Origin of the sequence: Nostoc sp. 'Peltigera membranacea cyanobiont' 213, from assembly GCF_002245975.1 — a bacterium.
In the GTDB taxonomy this organism is placed as follows: Bacteria; Cyanobacteriota; Cyanobacteriia; order Cyanobacteriales; family Nostocaceae; genus Nostoc.
Map to the genome: position 1 here is coordinate 1 of NZ_NOLI01000074.1, position 17,603 is coordinate 17,603.

The window sequence follows — 17,603 nt, forward strand, 5'->3', positions numbered from 1 at the left end:
GGGCTGTATACGTCATATACGCCATTTTCTACCTGTTTGGAACAACTTCCATCTGTTAATTAATCCAGCGTTTTGTTGTTGCTGCGACTATTTTCAAGCGATACTCTGTGTGGGAGTAGCTGTCACCATCGCTGCATCGGTGATACATAATTTATATTGTGAATTAATCGCCTACCTTCTCATAGAAAGCCGTAACCTGTAGCGTCCTAATATGTGGGGCTATGAGATTGTACTGCCTAGTAGTTGTAGAAATATTCATAAAAACACTTAATCTGTGCCTCGCAGATGTACAAAATTTACAAGTCAACTTCGGCGGGCATTCTGACTCACAAGGCAAACCTTGATTACAGCTGCGGGACAGCGCCGGATTCACACCGGACTTTCCCCGTTTCCTCTAGCGGCTGTTCCCCACTAGAACCGAGATCCCCCTGCATGTTAACACAACTGTGATTTGCTTGCATAAAAATTAATGGTCGTTCTATACTGGCATTCGTCATTAATCGGGGCAAGTTTCATTCTTTCCCAAAGCTTGCTCTAAATTTTCAACCCAACAAATTTTTTAGGGTTGCCAGCATTTTGTGACATAACGCTCACAATTTTTTGACATAGCCAAATCTAGTTACAGCAATTTGAGATCAAGCCCGCTACAAAAGTGGTAAATTTTAAAGATATAAAAAAGAAGATTATTTAGAAATGGTATCAGACTCGAATGGCACTAAGAAAAGCCCAAAGACTTGTGGTTTATTTAAGCTAGTTAGCTCATTTTGCTTTGCGGGAGTTGGCATTGAATCACCTTACCGCGTTTTGTACCGCATCTTCCCCAATAAAAGTTCCTGTGTGACTTCTATCTAATCGACCATCTTCCATGTATACAATACGATTGGCAATATCTAAAATACGATTATCATGAGTCACTAGCAAGATGGAACACCCTTGTTCTTTGGCTAGTTTTTGCATTAAATCTACAACATCGCGACCAGTCTTACTATCTAAAGCAGCAGTAGGTTCATCAGCCAGAACTAAACTGGGAGAGTTTACCAAAGCACGAGCAATTGCAACCCGCTGTTTTTGTCCGCCAGAAAGGTTTTCTGGATAGCTATTAATTTTTTGTCCTAATCCAACAGCTTCAAGTATAGATTTTGCTCGGCGTTGAGCCTTCTGCTTAGTCATCCCAGGTTGGATTTGAAGCGACATTTGGACATTCTGTTGAGCTGTTAAAAAACTCAGCAAGTTATGTGCCTGAAAAATATAGCCAATATTACGTCGCACTTGCACTAATTGGTCTTGAGTAGCTCCGCATAGCTCTTGCCCAAAAACTTTTAGACTACCGATTTGGGCTGAACGTAAAGCACCAATTAAAGTTAGTAAAGAAGTCTTACCAGATCCTGATGGCCCAGTCATAATTACAATTTCGCCCGGTTGAATTTTTAGATTAATATCAAACAAAATTTGTTTACGTAAGACTCCTCGACCGTAGTAATGGCTGAGGTTTTCAATATTAACAAGAGGTTCTGACCGCATAATAAAACTATAGGAAAGGATATTAAAATATGTCAGCCGGGTCTGCTTCTCGGAGCTTGCGTATAGCGATGCTACCAGAGACAAAGCACATGACAAATGTCAAAACTAGCACTAGCAAGTTTTTATCAAGCTGCATAAACATCGGCAAGAGTGTGGCAGTGCGGGTGAGTTCATATAAACCCCAAGCAATTAGTACTCCAGGCAAAAATCCTAGCGTGGCTAAAATCATTGCTGCTTGAAATACAACACCAGAGAAGAAGGAATCTTTGTATCCGATCGCTTTGAGTGTGGCATACTCAGGGAGATGATCGTTAACGTCAGTATAAAGTACTTGATAGACGATAATCGTCCCGACAAAAAAGCCCATAACTGTACCAAGTATAAAAGTAAAACCAATAGGCGTGCTGCCGCTCCAGTAGTTTACTTCAAATTTTTTGTATTCTTGTTTCGATAGCACTTTTACATCTTTGGGTAAGTTTGCCCTCAAATTTTTCAACACTTTTTCTGCATCTACACCTGGCTTGAGTTTAATCAAACCGATATCAATTAATCCTGCGGTTCTCCGCTCTTCAAAGATTCTTAAAAAATTTAGATCGCTGGTGATTAAAGTACCATCCGAACCAAAAGTAACTCCTAATTCAAATAAACCACCAACATTAATTCGCCGTTCCTCTACCTCTGTAATTACGCTTTTTTTCTGCTTAAATAAAGTGCTAATCGGCCCAAATTCAGTCCGCGAACCCCAATCGAATAAAACTACATCAGGCATTTTAATCTTATCTAGATTTTCAGCTACCCCTGGCATGTTAAATACTTGATTGTCAGGATTAATTCCATAGATCCGAATATTGCGGGTAATACTAGGATTTTGCGGATTTTTCCAGATTCCAGAATCTACGTAGATAGGGCTGACAGATTCTACTCCTTGAAAGCCCAATACTTGGTATAGCCGCCGTTGGGAAAATGGTTTCATGGCAATTAAGGCCACTGATCGGGGACTAATCAGCACAATATCGCCTTGTAGACTGCTGTGCATACCAACTGCACTATCAAATAGAGCAGTTAGAAATCCCATCTGCATGAACATTAGTACCACGGCAAAGCTGATACCTGAAATGGCCACGAATAGCCTCGTCTTCTCCCGGATCAATTGCAACCATGCCAGAGGAATTTTATTACCATCGAGAAAGGATAAATTAAAACCTATCATTGCATCACATAAGTTAATTTGATTGTAATGTTTAGAACTTAAAATTGAGAACTTCTACTTTTCTAAATTGATAAAATACACCACTCCCAACTCCCCATTCCAAAATTAAGGATTGATTGCTACTTCTACTTTAAGATTGATCAAACTCATAATTCGCTGACTGTCTTTCGGTAATAAACTGATTTTGACTTCAGCAACTCTGGCATCAACTGCTGCTGCTGGATCGTCATTGAGGACATCCCGCTTACCAATTTGGGGAATGATGCGGTATACTGTTCCCTGTAGTTTTCCAACAAAGGCTTTGTTAAGACTGGTGATAGTAGCTTTTTGCCCTATCTTCACTTTGGCAAGATCGTTTTCGTAAACTTCAGCGATTACGTCCATTTGCCTGGTTTGTCCAATATCTGCGATCGCTTTAGCACCAACCATCTCTCCTGCACGAGTATGAATTTTTAAAACTTGACCGTTCTGGGGTGCGGTGACAAAGGCAGTTTCTAAGTCTGCTTTGGCTTTCTGCTCAGATGCTACAGCACTAGCAATTTCTGCTTCAGCTTCCTGGATATCAGTCGGACGAACTTCTGCAATACTAGTTAGGGTAGATTTAGCTTGATTGAGTTGTCCCTGAATTGTTTCGACAATTTGGCGTTTTGAGTCTAGAAGTGAAGCAGAAATTGCTCCAGTTTCCTGTAGATATTTGTACCGTTGATGTTCTGTTTGGGCAATTCGTAATTCTGCCTCCAAGCGAGCGATTGTTGCTTTTTGCGCTCCTAAATCTCCCTCTTTCGCTCCGGCTTTGACTTTGGCTAGCCGTGCTTGGGCTACTTCAACTTGTCTTTGAGCCTGTTTCAAAGCAGCTTGCAATCGTTCGCGGCGATCGAGAACTGCGATTACCTGACCAGATTTCACCCAATCTGTGTCTTCCACCAATAGTTTCTCAACTCGTGCGCCTTCTAAGAAAGTGGGCGCTGAGACTTGAATTACTTCTCCGTGAGGTTCCAAGCGTCCTAAAGCAGTTATCGTCTCTACAACTTTTTGTGCTTGAGGCAAAGGGGTATGTATGCCAGTCTGATTCTCAACCCCGGTTTGGGAACTCACCTGTTTCCAAACCACAAATCCACCTATTCCCACTGCTGCTGTCGCTCCCAAGATGCCAGCCCATTGAACTATAGGTTTAATCAATGGTCTATGCTTTTTCTCAGTAATTAAAGAAACTTCTTGTTCAAACATAAAAATACCCTACTTTCTATTAGGTGGATATACACGTTTTTTCAAAAAAAAATTAGCTGTTCCGGGCTATTGAAACCGTAGTAGTCAAGCTTGAAAGCAATACATTAAAGCGTTCTTGACCTAAGCTCTCAACTATATCAGCTTGCGCTTGTTGCCATAATGGTAAGGCTTGCGCCAAAACAGAGCGTCCTTTATCCGTCAAGGTTACTACTCGCACCCGTCGATCCTCACCAGGATTAATTTGAATCAGTCCTTCTCTTTCGGGAGGCTTAAGGTTTCGCGTCAGCGTAGTTCGATCCATAACTAAACCTTCAGCTAAATCACCGATCGCTACTGAACCGAGAATTGAGATAGCAACTAGAATTGTCAACTGAGTAACCAGCAGACCACTTGGCTCTAGCTTTTCATCAAAAAGTTGTGTAACTGCTCTAGATGCTTTACGAAGGTTAAAGCAGGCGCAGGTATTCTCAATAGTAATCAACTGAGTCAAATCTAACTCAGTAGCTTGCTTTTCCATAAATGATTTTTTTTCATAATAATTAAGTGTATATACAATTAATTATTGCTTGTCAAGTTAATATTTACGATTAGCTCGACTTTATCCATTTGCTTCGCAACGCGATCGCTTCAGATGAAACCTTTGTAGGACAGTAATTTTACTTTTTTAACTTCATCCATAATCTGTGACATGGAAAAAGTATTTACTAAAAAGCCAGGGTTTTCGCCGGAGAAAGAAAACCGAGTTCTTAATTTTGGATAAAGCCAAACTTAGAGAATATCTGAAAAGTAAGAAAGCTTGCATAATAGTATTCTGTTGGTATAAAAATACTATAAGTATGGCATAGGATTTAAGATAGTATTCAATAAAACCAAGCATGTACTCAGTAAAGAAAATTAATTAAGGTGCGTAAAAGACACATACTGATTGATACTTTTGGCTTACTGATAGTTGCGATCGTTACTACCGCAGTTAAATAGTATACGGTGGTTTAAAGACAAAAATGAGTAATTTTTTTAAGATGATGCGATTAATAACACAAAAATTGCATTTTACATCTCTATTTTTGGCTAATTTTTAAGCATCAACCTGTCAATGATAGGATTAAAACCTTAGTATAAATTAATATATAATTTATATTTGTTTATAAAGAAACTTTAGAACCTATAAAAAACCAAAATTTACTTAATGTTAACCTTTCGTAAATTTACCAAGACTAAAATTGTCGTATTATTCAATTGCAAAAGTTAAATAAGGTAAGACTTATAATAAATAGATAGAGTTTCATTCAAAACCGTCGTTCTTAAAGATGATTTAGTCATTATTCGCTGTCGTAATTTTACTATTAATGCTAAATAGTTTATAGTAAATCTACTTCATTTTGTTGGTAAAAAGAAGACTTTAAGCCTTTTGTATAAAGTTTACAGACACATTTGCCGTTCTAGTTTTTCTTATACAGATGCATTTATGAAGTATTTTAAATACATCCAAAAAGTCCATCAAATTGTCAAAAAAAATGGAATTATATTGCACACAAAAAAGCCTATTGTTCAGATAGATTATCGGTGCTAAATGTTTAATAATAAAATCCAATTACAATAATCAATATTTATATATAGATTATGATTGCGTTAAAGTATAATTTTAAATCTTTACTCGTTTTATTTCGCAACCTAATATTTTCCTAAACTCAACCGGAGTTGAATTTATTCCGCTTGTATTTATGTTTGGGTAATACTTTGAGAAATCGGATTAAAATAGCCTAAATAATTGTTCATTTGAAAGGAATCTATCTATTTTAAAAATAAAATCATCCATCTCTGCTATTTTTGACCTACTGATTTTGCGTAAAACCAATGGAGGGAACTGATTAATCATATAGACGTGGCAGATTAAGCCCATAACACTTAACTTTTGCCTGCATCATAACTGTACAAGTGCAATTAGTTTAGTAATGACATACAGCAGAATTCTGAATTCAGAATGGGCTATGTCCTGCTGCGCTAACAGGATTAAAACACGCTTGATACCTGGGTAACAGACAAATCCTTATGTACCTCACCAACTTGAAATCTGCTGTATAACCCTATGTCAAGCAAAGCTAGTATTATTAATTACAATATTTTCGGAGAAGAGTGTGAAAAAAATTCTGGTGATTGAAGATACAGCCTCAACCCGAAACCTTTTTTTAGAAGGCATAAAAGCTAAAGGTTTTTACACTATAGGTGCTGAAAACGGTCTTATCGGTGTCCAGCGGGCAAACGAAGAGTTACCCGATTTGATTGTCAGCGAGATTATGATACCAAAACTCAATGGTTATAGCGTCCTGACAATGCTGCGCCAAAATCCTCTTACAGCAACTATCCCCTTTATTTTTGTCACTGTCAAAATGACTCGGACTGATATTCGCAAAGCTATGGAATTGGGAGCAGATGACTATCTTACTAAGCCCTGTACGGTAGAGGAATTATTGACAGCGATCGCCGCCTGCTTGGAAAAACGAGCCTCCCTCCAACAGCAGTACGCTGTACAGCCCCAGACAGTTGCAGAACCACCACTAACCGACATCATAAAACCGACTGCCTTTGAGCGCATATTTCCGCCCGACCACCAGTTAAATAAGGTCTTCAGCTTCATTGAGGCCAATTATCACCGTGCGATTACCCTAAGGGACGTAGCTGTTGCAGTCGGTTACTGCCCAACTTACTTGACTAACCTGGTGCAAAAACAAACGGGACGAACAGTGCAAAATTGGATTATTCAGCGCCGAATGCTAGCAGCACGTTCCTTGCTCTTAGAAACCGATCAGAAAATTGAGGCGATCGCTACATTGGTAGGCTATCAGTGTATGGTTCATTTCTTCCGCCAGTTTCGCCAACATCACGGTACAACTCCCCAAGCCTGGAGAAGGGCGAGTGCAACTAGCTCGCTTCAGAAACATGAGCGAAGTAATTGTTATGAGACTCCGATTTGATTTTTGCAAACATCTTGAGGCTGAAAAGCCCGTTTTATCAGGGTTTAATTTGAAATATTGTTCGCAAATCACACAAGAGTCTTATAGTTCTATCAAAGTATAAGTTATTGCTACCTCGTTTTAAGTCTTATAAACTAGTAGTAAGTTGCAGTTCTACTCATGGTGAAAATGCGTTTTACCTATTCTTAACTTTGTGGGCATAAATAAATGTAAAGGTGCAATTAGTTGCGTTTCTACCAACTATATTTTTAGCATTAGCTATTAGCTACTAGCTATGAACATTTCTATTTATCTATGCCCTCTTAATGAGCATTACGTTTTTTAGCAATATTTTTGCTCTCAAGCTCTATGAAAATCGTCAATCCAAAGACATACTAAATCAGGTTACAAGATTACTAATCCAATTTCTACTCATTCTCAACTCATGCGAAGCTCTTAAAAATGCTAAGACCTATATATGGCAGAATTTTCCAGACTATCTTGCCTAAAATTACATGCAAGTAGATCGGCGTAAAAATTTGTTTTTGGGATAAAGCAGAAGGCAGGCGTGAAGAGGGTTTTAGTCTAGTTTATCTTTCTTCACATAGTTCGCTTTTATTGGGAAAATTTCCTTATCTCGGTTCTATACCTTTAACGCAATAACTCTAGATTTAGTCAGAGCCATGAAATTTTATAAAAACAGTAGTTTTGCAAGGCGCTGGCAAAACTACTGTTTTAACACCTGATATTTCTATGAATATATAATTTCATCTGCCAATAGTGTTTTGACACCAAAACATTAAAACTATCTCAAAATTCCTCAAGGAGAATTCAGCAAATGTGTGGAATTGTGGCATTATTCTCAAGACAAGAACCAATTTCCGAGACTTCTTTGAAGCGAGGAATAGATAGCCTGTATCATAGAGGGCCCGATGCACAGAAAATTTGGATTTCTGATGATGGCAGAGTCGGTTTAGGACATAGAAGACTTAGTATTATTGACCTCACTAGTGGAGACCAACCAATTAGCAATCAAGATGACACACTGCATATTATTGCTAATGGAGAGTTTTATGATTTTGAGCGGATACAGCAGGACTTGAAGCAAAAAGGATATAACCTGCGAACACACTCCGACAGCGAAATTGCTATTCATTTATATAACGAGTTTGGGACTCAATGCCTCCACCATTTGCGGGGTGAGTTTGCTTTTGTAATCTGGGATGAGCGCAATCAAACACTCTTTGCCGCTCGCGATCGCTTTGGCATCAAACCTCTTTACTACACCATGCATGGTGATACACTCTACTTGGCTTCAGAAGTCAAAGCTTTGCTGGCTGCGGGTGTTCCGGCTAACTGGGATCGTGAATTTTGGTTTCGAGCCGATCTTGGACTCTTTAGCCCAGACCGGACTTTCTTCAAGAACATATATCAAGTACCACCGGGACATTTTTTACTCGCATCCGATACCAATATCCAACTGCATCGTTACTGGGATTTTGATTACCCCATCGCTGGGGATGCACAACCCCAACAAAGCGTAGAAGATTACATTGAACAAGTTCGCCATACTTTAAACGAGTCTGTAAAACTGCGGCTAAGAGCAGATGTACCTGTAGGTTGTCACTTGAGTGGAGGAATTGATTCATCTGCGGTGTTAGGAATTGCAGCTACTCATGCAACAGAACCAATTACAGCATTTACCCTCGCCTTCGATCACGAAGACTACAACGAAGAAGCTTTCGCTCGTGAAGCAGTAGCAAAAGCTGGAGCAAACCATCAAATTATTCCCATTACTCAATCTGACTTAGCTGAACATTTTGCAGATGCTATTTGGCACTGTGAAATGGTCTGTATCAATGCTGGTGCTGCTGCTAAGTACCTTTTGAGCCGAGCAGTACAGAATGCAGGTTACAAAGTTGTCCTCACAGGTGAAGGCGCTGATGAAATCTTTGGAGGCTATGTGCATTCGCTGATGGACATGTTGCGTTACAACACCAAGGGTCAAGATGAGCAGACTATCAAGCATATCTTAGAAGAATTAAAGCGTAACAACCAAGTCTCTGCCGCAGCAGGTTTCTTACCTGAAGAAATATCCAAACCTTTAGCTAATGTTGAACGCCTTTTAGGCTTTGTACCCACCTGGATTGAAGCTAATGCCAAAGGATATGCTAAATCTCTTTCTCTGTACTCGACCGCATTTATGGCTCACTTTGGCCAACAAGATGCATATCGTATGTTCTTTAACGAAATCGATGTAAAAGGACAACTTGCAAAGCGAGAGCCTGTTCATCAGTCTCTTTATTTATGGTCTAAAACTGTTTTACCCTACTTATTTAGAATTTTGGGAGATGGCGCAGAGATGGCCCATTCTACCGAAGGGAGACTGCCATTTTTAGATCATTTAGTTGTGGAAGCAGTCCGTAATATTCCTGTTTCATTCAAGATTCGCGGCATGAATGTCAAGTATATATTGCGAGAAGCAGTCAAACCTTACCTTCCAGATACGATCTATAACCGCAAAAAGCATCCATTTTTTGCACCGCCTTCCACATTGAAGCAGAGTGAACCTCTATACCAACTCATCCAAGACACCCTACGTAGTTCAGCATTCGCTTCTGTTCCCTTTTATAACCAACCAGCAGTAATTCAATTCCTTGACCAAATACCAGAGATGAATGAAAACCAACTTGCTTCTATAGATCCTACATTGATGAAGATGCTCAGTACTTGTATTCTCCAAGAGCGGTTTAGCCTCACATAAGCTATTGTTTGAAGCTGTGATGGGCAGAAAATATTAGGCTGTTTGCATAAATGATATTAGAGAGATTGAAGAATAGTGTAGGAGGATATTTTGAAGTTGGGGGCTGTTGTCAAAAAACTCACTAGGCTAATCGCTTCAGAATAAAGCTACCAACACCTTTTAGGCAAATAACTAAAGTACTAGTACCGCAGGGCGGAATTCGTAATTCGTAATTCGTAATTACTGTAACGTAAGGGTTTCACTGATTTGGAATGGTTGGTTTATTTACGCCGTGTTGTACTAGTAATTTGACCTGGGAACTGTAGTAATTGATTGCACACCTCTAAATTAGAGAAAGGTAAAGAGTCATGGAAACCGTCATAGAAACCGTCAATTTTACAGCAACTCGTATAATTGTTACTTCTGAAAAGTCATTTGAAGAAGTAACCAATAAGATCGAAACTATTAATGGTAAAAGTGATAGCACAGTTTTTCAGCAAATGATTGGTGCCAAGCAATCCTTTGAACAAATCAAAAGTGGAATTGAATCGATGATTGGTGAAAGTGGTTTTATGATATTTTCACAAGTCGAACATGGCAAACTCATGTCTCTTGCCGGCAAAAACAAAAAGGCCAAACTCTACATAATTGGTAATCCATTAATAGCTAACCAAATGTTTGAACAAAATCCTGCCGTTGGTCTTTATGTTCCATTAAGACTATTTGTCTACGATGACTACAATGGCAAGACCCATGTTGCTTACGACAAACCATCATCGCTGCTTGGTCAATTCCCCAACGAAAAGATTTCAACAATTATGCAAATGCTCGATCAAAAGTTTGAAGAAATGATCGGGATAGCTACTTAGTAATTATTGTGTAACCATCCTCAACTGCGAGAAACGCATGAAAAAGTAACTACCGAGTAGGGAGTAGGGAGTAGGGAAGACAAGATTTCTACTTTCTGTTTTCAAGTCAATAGCATTAACTTGACAATCAAACTTGAGCATCAGAATCAAATTTTTCTTAATTTATTCAATTTTGTGCTTGAAGCAAAGTTATTACAGATATGCACATAGAAGGATCTCAACCTAGAATTGCGGTTATTGGTATGGGGTGTTGGTATCCTGGCGCAAGGGATTTACGACAACTCTGGGAAAACATCCTTTCGCGGCGACGACAATTTAGAGAATCCCCAGATCGGCGATTACCACTTGCAGATTATTACGATCCAGACCCAACGGTTCCAGACAAAACCTACGGGAAACGTATGGCTGTAATTGAGGGTTTTGAGTTTGATTGGGCAAGTAAGCGCATTCCTAAAACTGTAGTAGAGACAGCAGATATCGCTCACTGGGTGGCATTAGAAGTAGCGATCGCAGCTTTAGAGGATTCAGGTTATACACGGGCAAATGTTCCGGGCGAACGTACAGGTGTAATCCTCGGTAATTCCTTAACAGGAGAACAAACACGCTCTAACAACATGCGACTACGCTGGCCATTTATCCAACGGGTAATACATGCAGCGGCAAAGGCGAAAGGTTTACCATTGCAAGTCATAGATGAACTGACAATAGCAATGCAAGAATACTACAAGTCAGTATTCTCACCATTTACCGAAGACACATTATCCGGCAACCTTTCTAATACTATTGCTGGGAGAATTTGTAACTTTTTTAACTTTCATGGCGGTGGTTATACAGTAGATGGAGCTTGTTCTTCGTCCTTAATTGCAGTTGCCACTGCTGCTAACGCTTTAAGCAACGGCGACCTCGATTTAGCACTGGCTGGTGGTGTAGATATTAGTCTAGACACCTTTGAACTAGTAGGATTTGCCAAAACAGGTGCCCTGACTAGCAAAGATATGACCGTTTACGATAAAAAAGCTAGTGGCTTTATCCCTGGAGAAGGGGCTGGCTTCGTCGTTTTGAAGCGCTTAGAAGATGCTCGTGCTGACAATGATTATATCTATGCAGTGTTGAATGGATGGGGAATATCATCTGATGGCAAAGGAGGTCTAACAGCTCCGAGTCGGGAAGGACAAGCTAAAGCACTACGCCGTGCTTATAACCGAGCCGGTTATAGCTTAAATAACGTTGATTTTATAGAAGGTCATGGTACAGGGACACCAGTAGGCGATCGCGTCGAACTAGAAGGTATTGCCCTAGCTATGGGTGCAAACAGTGAAACACCTTCCCGCTCTTGTGGTATTACCTCTTTCAAATCCCTAGTTGGGCATACCAAAGCCGCAGCAGGCATTGGAGGGTTCATCAAAGCTGTTATGGCTGTTAACCGCCGAGTAATACCGCCATTAGCTGGCTGCAATGAGCCAAACGAAGTATTTGACAAAGCCGCCCACTGCCTGTACCCAGTGCTTCAAGGAGAAGTTCGCCAGACAACAGATACACTAAGGGCTGGAGTCTCTGCAATGGGATTTGGCGGCATCAATTGCCACGTCACTTTAGAATCTGGCGATGCTCCTGCTACTCAACTTCAACCGTTAATTGATGAGCAGGCTTTGTTAGTTTCTGCTCAAGAAACAGAGATTTTTGTCTTGAGTGCAGCATCAATCCCAGCTTTATTACAAAGCATAGATGCATTACTTCCAAAAGTACAAGGATTGAGTTTAAGCGAACTAATCGATCTAGCTGCACATCTTGCTCAACAACTAAACCAACAACTACCAGTAAGAGCAGCCCTCATCGCCCGTTTACCTGAAGAGTTGGTTGAACGTCTGAGTTTCTTACAAGAATTATTGAACGCTAAACCATTGGCTCAGGGAGAAATAATCCTCAACCCGCAGCAAGGAATTTGGATTGGCAATCAAGTCCAGCAAAGCCGCATCGGTTTTCTCTTCCCCGGTCAAGGTTCTCAAAAATTGAATATGGCCCGTACCCTCGTACAACGCTTTAGCTGGGCCAAAGAACTAGTGAATCAAGCTGACAAATGGCTGCAAGAAATTGCTGCCCCAAGTATTAGTGAGTCGATCTATAAATCTGTAGATCGGGCTATTAATCAAGAGCAGTTTGAAGAATGGTCTCAGAAAATTGCCCAAACTGAAATCGCTCAACCAGCCATTTGCCTCGCTTCTCTCCTGTGGATGCACTACCTCCAACATCTAGGATTAAAGCCGATCGCTGTAGGTGGTCATAGCCTGGGGGAACTAACTGCTTTTCACGCCGCAGGTGCGTTTGACGAGCAAACTTTGATTTGTTTAGCTGCTGTTCGCGGACGTGCCATGTCTGCTTCTGGGCAAGGTATGACAGGAAGCATGGTAAGTATTGCTTGCTCTCGCGACAAAGCCGAGGAATTATTAAAACAAGTCAATGGCTATGCCGTGATTGCAAATATCAATAGTCCCACACAGATAGTCATCTCTGGCGAACACTTGAGCATTGAGCAAGTAATTGAACTGGCCTCTGCCCAAGAAATCAAGACATACAAGCTTCCAGTTTCTAATGCTTTTCACTCTCAACTTGTTTCGGAAGCTGCCGAATATCTACACAACTATGAACTAGTTCCAGATACACTCCCGAAGACCACTATAGGCCTTGTTTCATCTGTAGATGGCAAACAGCCGCCCACAGGATTGCAATTGCGCGACCACTTTGCCCATCAGGTACTAGCGCAAGTGGACTTTGTATCGCTGGTGAAAACTCTAGAGCAGACATGCGACCTGCTAATAGAAGTTGGCCCAGGAAAAGTCCTCTCTGGATTGGTAAACGACATCAACGGGTTGCAAGGGCTGCAATGTCTGCCTGTGGAAGCTAAACCTGGATTTGACCAGTCGTTAAACATGATGTTAGCTAACGTATTTGCTCGTGGTCATAACATCAACTGGGAAGCACTTTACGAAGGTCGGCTTATACGTTCTTTTGTACCAGCCTCAGAACGCATCTTCATCGACAATCCTGTAGAACGACCATTTCATGTATCTGCAACACACTCATCTCCATCCTTGGAAATTACTTCTGAAAGCTTGCTGAATTATTCAGTGTTTGGCAAACATAACCATATTTCACCAGAGGTGCTGCAAGATTATTTAGCTCGACGCGGTAATTTTATTGCTGAAGTTATCCGAGCCGATCTGCAAACTCTGCCTTTAGTCGCAACTCCTCAAAATGCTGCCAGAACAACTCACACAGTTAATGGTAATGGCTTTCATACTGCTATTTCTACCTTACTTAAGCCTGGGGAAACCAATGGCATTGTGGCAAATGGTAATCAGAGTGTTGAGTTTTTATTGGCAGACTTGATTGTTCAACAAACAGGATATGTCAAAGAAAGTATCACAGCAGAATTGCGATTACTTGACGATCTCAATCTGGATTCGATCAAAGCCGGTGAAATTGTCGCAGAAGCCGCCAAGCTATTTGGTGTCGCTGGGAAAATTGACCCACCTGCTTTAGCTAATGCCACCATTCAAGAGATTGCCGAAACGATTCGCAGTTTTATGTCAAACGATCGCAGTCCGAATGATAATGAAGCAGCTTATTTAGTATCGACGATGGGTACAACCGATGCGATCGCCTCCTCACTGACCGACCTGATTATCCAACAAACAGGGTATGTCAGAGAAAGTATCACAGCAGAATTGCGGTTACTCGACGATCTCAACCTCGACTCCATCAAAGCCGGTGAAGTTGTCGCAGAAGCCGCCAAGCTATTTGGGGCTGCTGGGAAAATTGACCCGCCTTCTCTAGCCAATGCCACGATTCAAGAGATTGCTGAAACAATTCATAATTTCATCCCAAATAATAACGGGAATGGAATTAAAATCTCAGAACCGATCTCAAAAGTTTCTTTAAAGCAAGATTTCAAAAATCAAAACAACGGCAAAACACCAGCAGGCGGCCCAGAATTAACACGTAAGCAACTGGTGCGTGATTACATCATCCAAAATGTTCCAGAGGAACTTCCCTCAGTTGCTTTAGGCAGACAGATGGCAGAAAACTGGAGGACTGCAAATGTGCTGATTCTTTACGAATTCAGTAATGCAGACAAAATAGCAGTCTTGTGCGATCGGCTTCGCACTCAAGGCGCTCAAGTTCAAAGTGTAACCTTTGCAGAAGTCAGCCCTCAGACACTAACTAATAACGTCGATGTAACTCACTTCATTGCAGTATTGCCTTGTACACCCAATACCCAATTGTCGTCAGAAGCCCGTTTGATTGGCATGATTGAACGGTTACGCAGTGTCGCCACTCCACCTCTAGCATCCCGCGACCATACAACAGTCGCTTATGTCCAATTTAGTGGAGGATATTTTGGAGCGCAACTACCACTAGCGGATATTGAACAATGCTGTACAGTTGGCTTTGCAGCGAGTTTGCATCTAGAGCGCATCGATCTCAAAGTTCGGGTAGTTGATTTCTCCCCCACGGTAGATCCCAGCAGTCTGGCAGAATGTGTGTTCAGAGAACTCTCTACTCCCCATGTTTATACAACTGTAAGTTACGATGCCGATCTCAAGCGCTACGTTCCCCGGCCTCAAGTGCAACAACCTGTAGATTATCTAGACCGTCAAATTACTTGGTCATCTAAGGATGTCATCCTCGTCACGGGTGGAGCAAAAGGCATTACTGCCGAGTGTGCCCTGGCTCTAGCTAAAGACACAGGTATCCGTGTGGCACTTGTAGGACGTTCACCTCATCCCGATGACAACATTCAACAAAGTAGTAGTTCTGATATTACCCGTACTCTTGGGCGCTTTTATGCGGAAGGACTAACCTGCCACTACTATGCATGTGACGTTGCTGACTACCAAGCAGTAGTAAATCTCTTGCAAAAAGTCAGACAAGAGCTAGGTGAGATATCAGGAGTAATTCATGGAGCCGCCCTCAATAAGCCAAGACTGATTGAGCAAGTTTCTACAGAAGCAGCATTTGATGAAATCAGTCCTAAACTTCTCGGTTTGATTAATCTATACAAAGCACTGGAAGCTACACCACTGAAGCTTTTCGCCGGTTTTTCCTCGGTCATCGGCTTTACAGGAATGCAACGCAATGCTTGGTATGGCTTCTCTAATGAAACTTTGGATCTGATTTTACGCCGTTTTAAAGCTCAATACCCTCAAACCGCCGTGATTTCAATGGCATATAGTGTCTGGGAAGAGGTAGGAATGGGAGCGCGGATGGGCAGCGTTCGGAGCTTGAACAAAATGGGTATTAGTGCCATTCCCAAAGATGCAGGCGTTAGTCGATTCTTGCATCTAATCAAAAATGAACCCGCAGATTTGCGAGTTGCGATCGCAGCACCAATGCAAACCTTAGCTGCTTTTGAATCGAGTGGTTTTGATACCTGGTATCCAGGATTGTTCTCACCTCCTGCTTCGTCGAAGTTTTTAGAGAAGATTCTGATTTATCAACCAGGTGTAGAGGTTGTTCTGAGAGCGCACCTCAGTCTTGAGCAGGATTCATACTTACAGGATCACCTCTATAAAGGTTCATATCTGTTCCCGACTGTATTCGGTTTGGAAGCTATGGCCCAAGCAGTTGCCTATGTCACTGGCAAAGATTCCTTACCAACTGTGCAGATAAAAGATATTCGTTTGGAACGTCCGATTGTTGTAGCTCCTGACAAAGGAGTGGACATAGAAATTCATGCAGAGGTACTTGAGCGAGAACTAAAAAACGATCCACAGCAAGTTTATGTAACTATCAAAACCGAACAGACAGGATTTGCCATCAGCCATTTTTCAGCCACATTTTTACTAGGTGTTGAAATTAATTCATCTGTAGAACAGGTTGAACTTCCAGAAGTACCTCTAGATATTGAGCCGAAAGCGGATCTTTATAGTTGGTTACTGTTCCAAGGCCCCAAGTTTCAGCGTTTACAACAGATTTATAGCCTGAATTCCCACAGGTGTGTATTCAAAACCCACAGAAACTTGTATTCTGCCCAGGAGCAAGAACAATCTTTAGATAGAGCGCAAGGGCCTTTCTTGCTTGGAGATCCTTATTGCAGAGACTCATTGCTGCAAGCTGGACAACTAGTAATTCCGCAGGATCTTTGTTTGCCCATCCGCATCGACAGTCTTGAAATCGATCGATCGGATCGAGATGAAACTGGTTCATATATTGGTGTTACCACACCCCAAGGGAGAAAAGGTCAACAGTATCACAGTAATGTTTTTCTTTTAGCTCCCGATGGGCGTGTTATGGAAAGACTCAGTAGCTATCAATTGCGGATATTAGAACACCGTGAAGAGAATCCCACTGCTGAAGATTTGGCCGATCCCAGCCAGAGGGATGAACAGATTCTTTACAGAGAATTGAGCAATCGATCGCCTTTATTCAAAGTCGTTGCACCAGAGATATCATTGGCTTATCTTCCTGGTATCCATGCACTATTACCCACGGAACGTCATCAACTGGAATTACCTCTATTCCATAGAGCGATCGCTCAACTGCTGAACAATAATGCTAATCTCATATCCAAAGTACGGATTCAGTGGACGGAATCTGGTAAACCAGTAGTTGTAGGACTCGCAGAAGAAAAAATAGAAGTATCGCTTTCCCATGACGAACGTGTTTGTTTCTGTGTTGCCGGTCGAGGAGTCCAGGGTTGTGATATTGAACCGATAACTCATCGCAGTGTAGAAGATTGGGTTGCCTTACTAAGTTCTTCTCGATACCCATTAATCCAACAGCTAGAAAGCAAAGACTCGGTAGATCGGGCTGGTACGCGAATTTGGACAGCTATAGAAGCCTTGCGTAAGGCGACTAAGGCAAAAGACATTAACCTAGCGATCGAACGCATAGAAGGGGATAGCATTTTATTCAGTGATGTGACTGCTAACAGTCAACTTAAAGTTCTCACTTTTCCCATTCAACTGACACGCAGCCCTGAAAGAATAATTGCCCTAGTTGTTGTCCCATTCCGCTCTTTAAATTGGATTGCTGGCTCAATTTAACTAACTTTAATCAATCAAAAATCTGCTCGCTGAGCA

9 protein-coding genes and 1 riboswitch are annotated in these 17,603 nt (G+C 41.3%); of the genes, 5 read left to right on the forward strand and 4 right to left on the reverse strand.

The window, feature by feature from the left end; translation table 11 throughout:
- The coding region (locus tag CDG77_RS37730) for a hypothetical protein (RefSeq protein WP_223269888.1) at positions 1–202 on the forward strand (202 nt) is incomplete at its 5' end.
- A gap of 92 nt (positions 203–294) precedes the next feature.
- Positions 295–437, reverse strand: a riboswitch (cobalamin riboswitch).
- Positions 438–789: 352 nt separating this feature from the next.
- On the opposite strand, the gene CDG77_RS19740 is transcribed toward CDG77_RS37730, so the two are convergent.
- The 4 genes from CDG77_RS19740 to CDG77_RS19755 all read right to left on the reverse strand — a co-directional run bounded on the left by CDG77_RS19740 (position 790) and on the right by CDG77_RS19755 (position 4,475).
- Positions 790–1,521 (reverse strand): DevA family ABC transporter ATP-binding protein, encoded by a 732-nt coding sequence (locus CDG77_RS19740; protein ID WP_094331034.1) that lies wholly within the window; start codon positions 1,519–1,521, stop codon positions 790–792.
- A 22-nt stretch (positions 1,522–1,543) separates the two neighbouring features.
- Positions 1,544–2,731, reverse strand: coding sequence for an ABC transporter permease DevC (devC, locus tag CDG77_RS19745; RefSeq protein ID WP_094331035.1), 1,188 nt, complete (start codon positions 2,729–2,731; stop codon positions 1,544–1,546).
- A gap of 105 nt (positions 2,732–2,836) precedes the next feature.
- Positions 2,837–3,958, reverse strand: coding sequence for an ABC exporter membrane fusion protein (locus CDG77_RS19750; protein WP_094331036.1), 1,122 nt, complete (start codon positions 3,956–3,958; stop codon positions 2,837–2,839).
- A 52-nt stretch (positions 3,959–4,010) separates the two neighbouring features.
- The gene (locus CDG77_RS19755; protein ID WP_094331037.1) at positions 4,011–4,475 is read right to left on the reverse strand and encodes a MarR family winged helix-turn-helix transcriptional regulator; all 465 of its coding nucleotides are present in this window, start codon (positions 4,473–4,475) and stop codon (positions 4,011–4,013) included.
- A gap of 1,618 nt (positions 4,476–6,093) precedes the next feature.
- On the opposite strand from CDG77_RS19755, the gene CDG77_RS19760 reads away from it, so the two are divergent.
- From CDG77_RS19760 to CDG77_RS19775, 4 genes are all read left to right on the forward strand, one after another.
- Complete coding sequence (locus tag CDG77_RS19760) at positions 6,094–6,930, forward strand: response regulator transcription factor (protein ID WP_094331038.1); 837 nt, start codon at positions 6,094–6,096, stop codon at positions 6,928–6,930.
- Positions 6,931–7,747: 817 nt separating this feature from the next.
- Positions 7,748–9,673: an asparagine synthase (glutamine-hydrolyzing) gene (gene asnB / locus CDG77_RS19765; protein WP_094331039.1), complete on the forward strand. Its 1,926-nt coding sequence runs from the start codon at positions 7,748–7,750 to the stop codon at positions 9,671–9,673.
- 347 nt (positions 9,674–10,020) lie between these two features.
- A complete protein-coding gene (locus tag CDG77_RS19770) occupies positions 10,021–10,521 on the forward strand; it encodes a DUF302 domain-containing protein (protein WP_094331040.1) in 501 nt (166 codons plus the stop codon).
- A 200-nt stretch (positions 10,522–10,721) separates the two neighbouring features.
- On the forward strand, positions 10,722–17,567 hold the full coding sequence (locus CDG77_RS19775) for a type I polyketide synthase (protein ID WP_094331041.1): 6,846 nt from the start codon (positions 10,722–10,724) through the stop codon (positions 17,565–17,567).
- Positions 17,568–17,603 lie beyond the last annotated feature (36 nt).

Bases quoted from the DNA above. Each gene is read 5' to 3' on its own strand.
- CDG77_RS19740 (WP_094331034.1), bottom strand. From the start codon at position 1,521: ATGCGGTCAGAACCTCTTGTTAATATTGAAAACCTCAGCCATTACTAC.
- devC (WP_094331035.1), bottom strand. From the start codon at position 2,731: ATGATAGGTTTTAATTTATCCTTTCTCGATGGTAATAAAATTCCTCTG.
- CDG77_RS19750 (WP_094331036.1), bottom strand. From the start codon at position 3,958: ATGTTTGAACAAGAAGTTTCTTTAATTACTGAGAAAAAGCATAGACCA.
- CDG77_RS19755 (WP_094331037.1), bottom strand. From the start codon at position 4,475: ATGGAAAAGCAAGCTACTGAGTTAGATTTGACTCAGTTGATTACTATT.
- asnB (WP_094331039.1), top strand. From the start codon at position 7,748: ATGTGTGGAATTGTGGCATTATTCTCAAGACAAGAACCAATTTCCGAG.
- CDG77_RS19770 (WP_094331040.1), top strand. From the start codon at position 10,021: ATGGAAACCGTCATAGAAACCGTCAATTTTACAGCAACTCGTATAATT.
- CDG77_RS19775 (WP_094331041.1), top strand. From the start codon at position 10,722: ATGCACATAGAAGGATCTCAACCTAGAATTGCGGTTATTGGTATGGGG.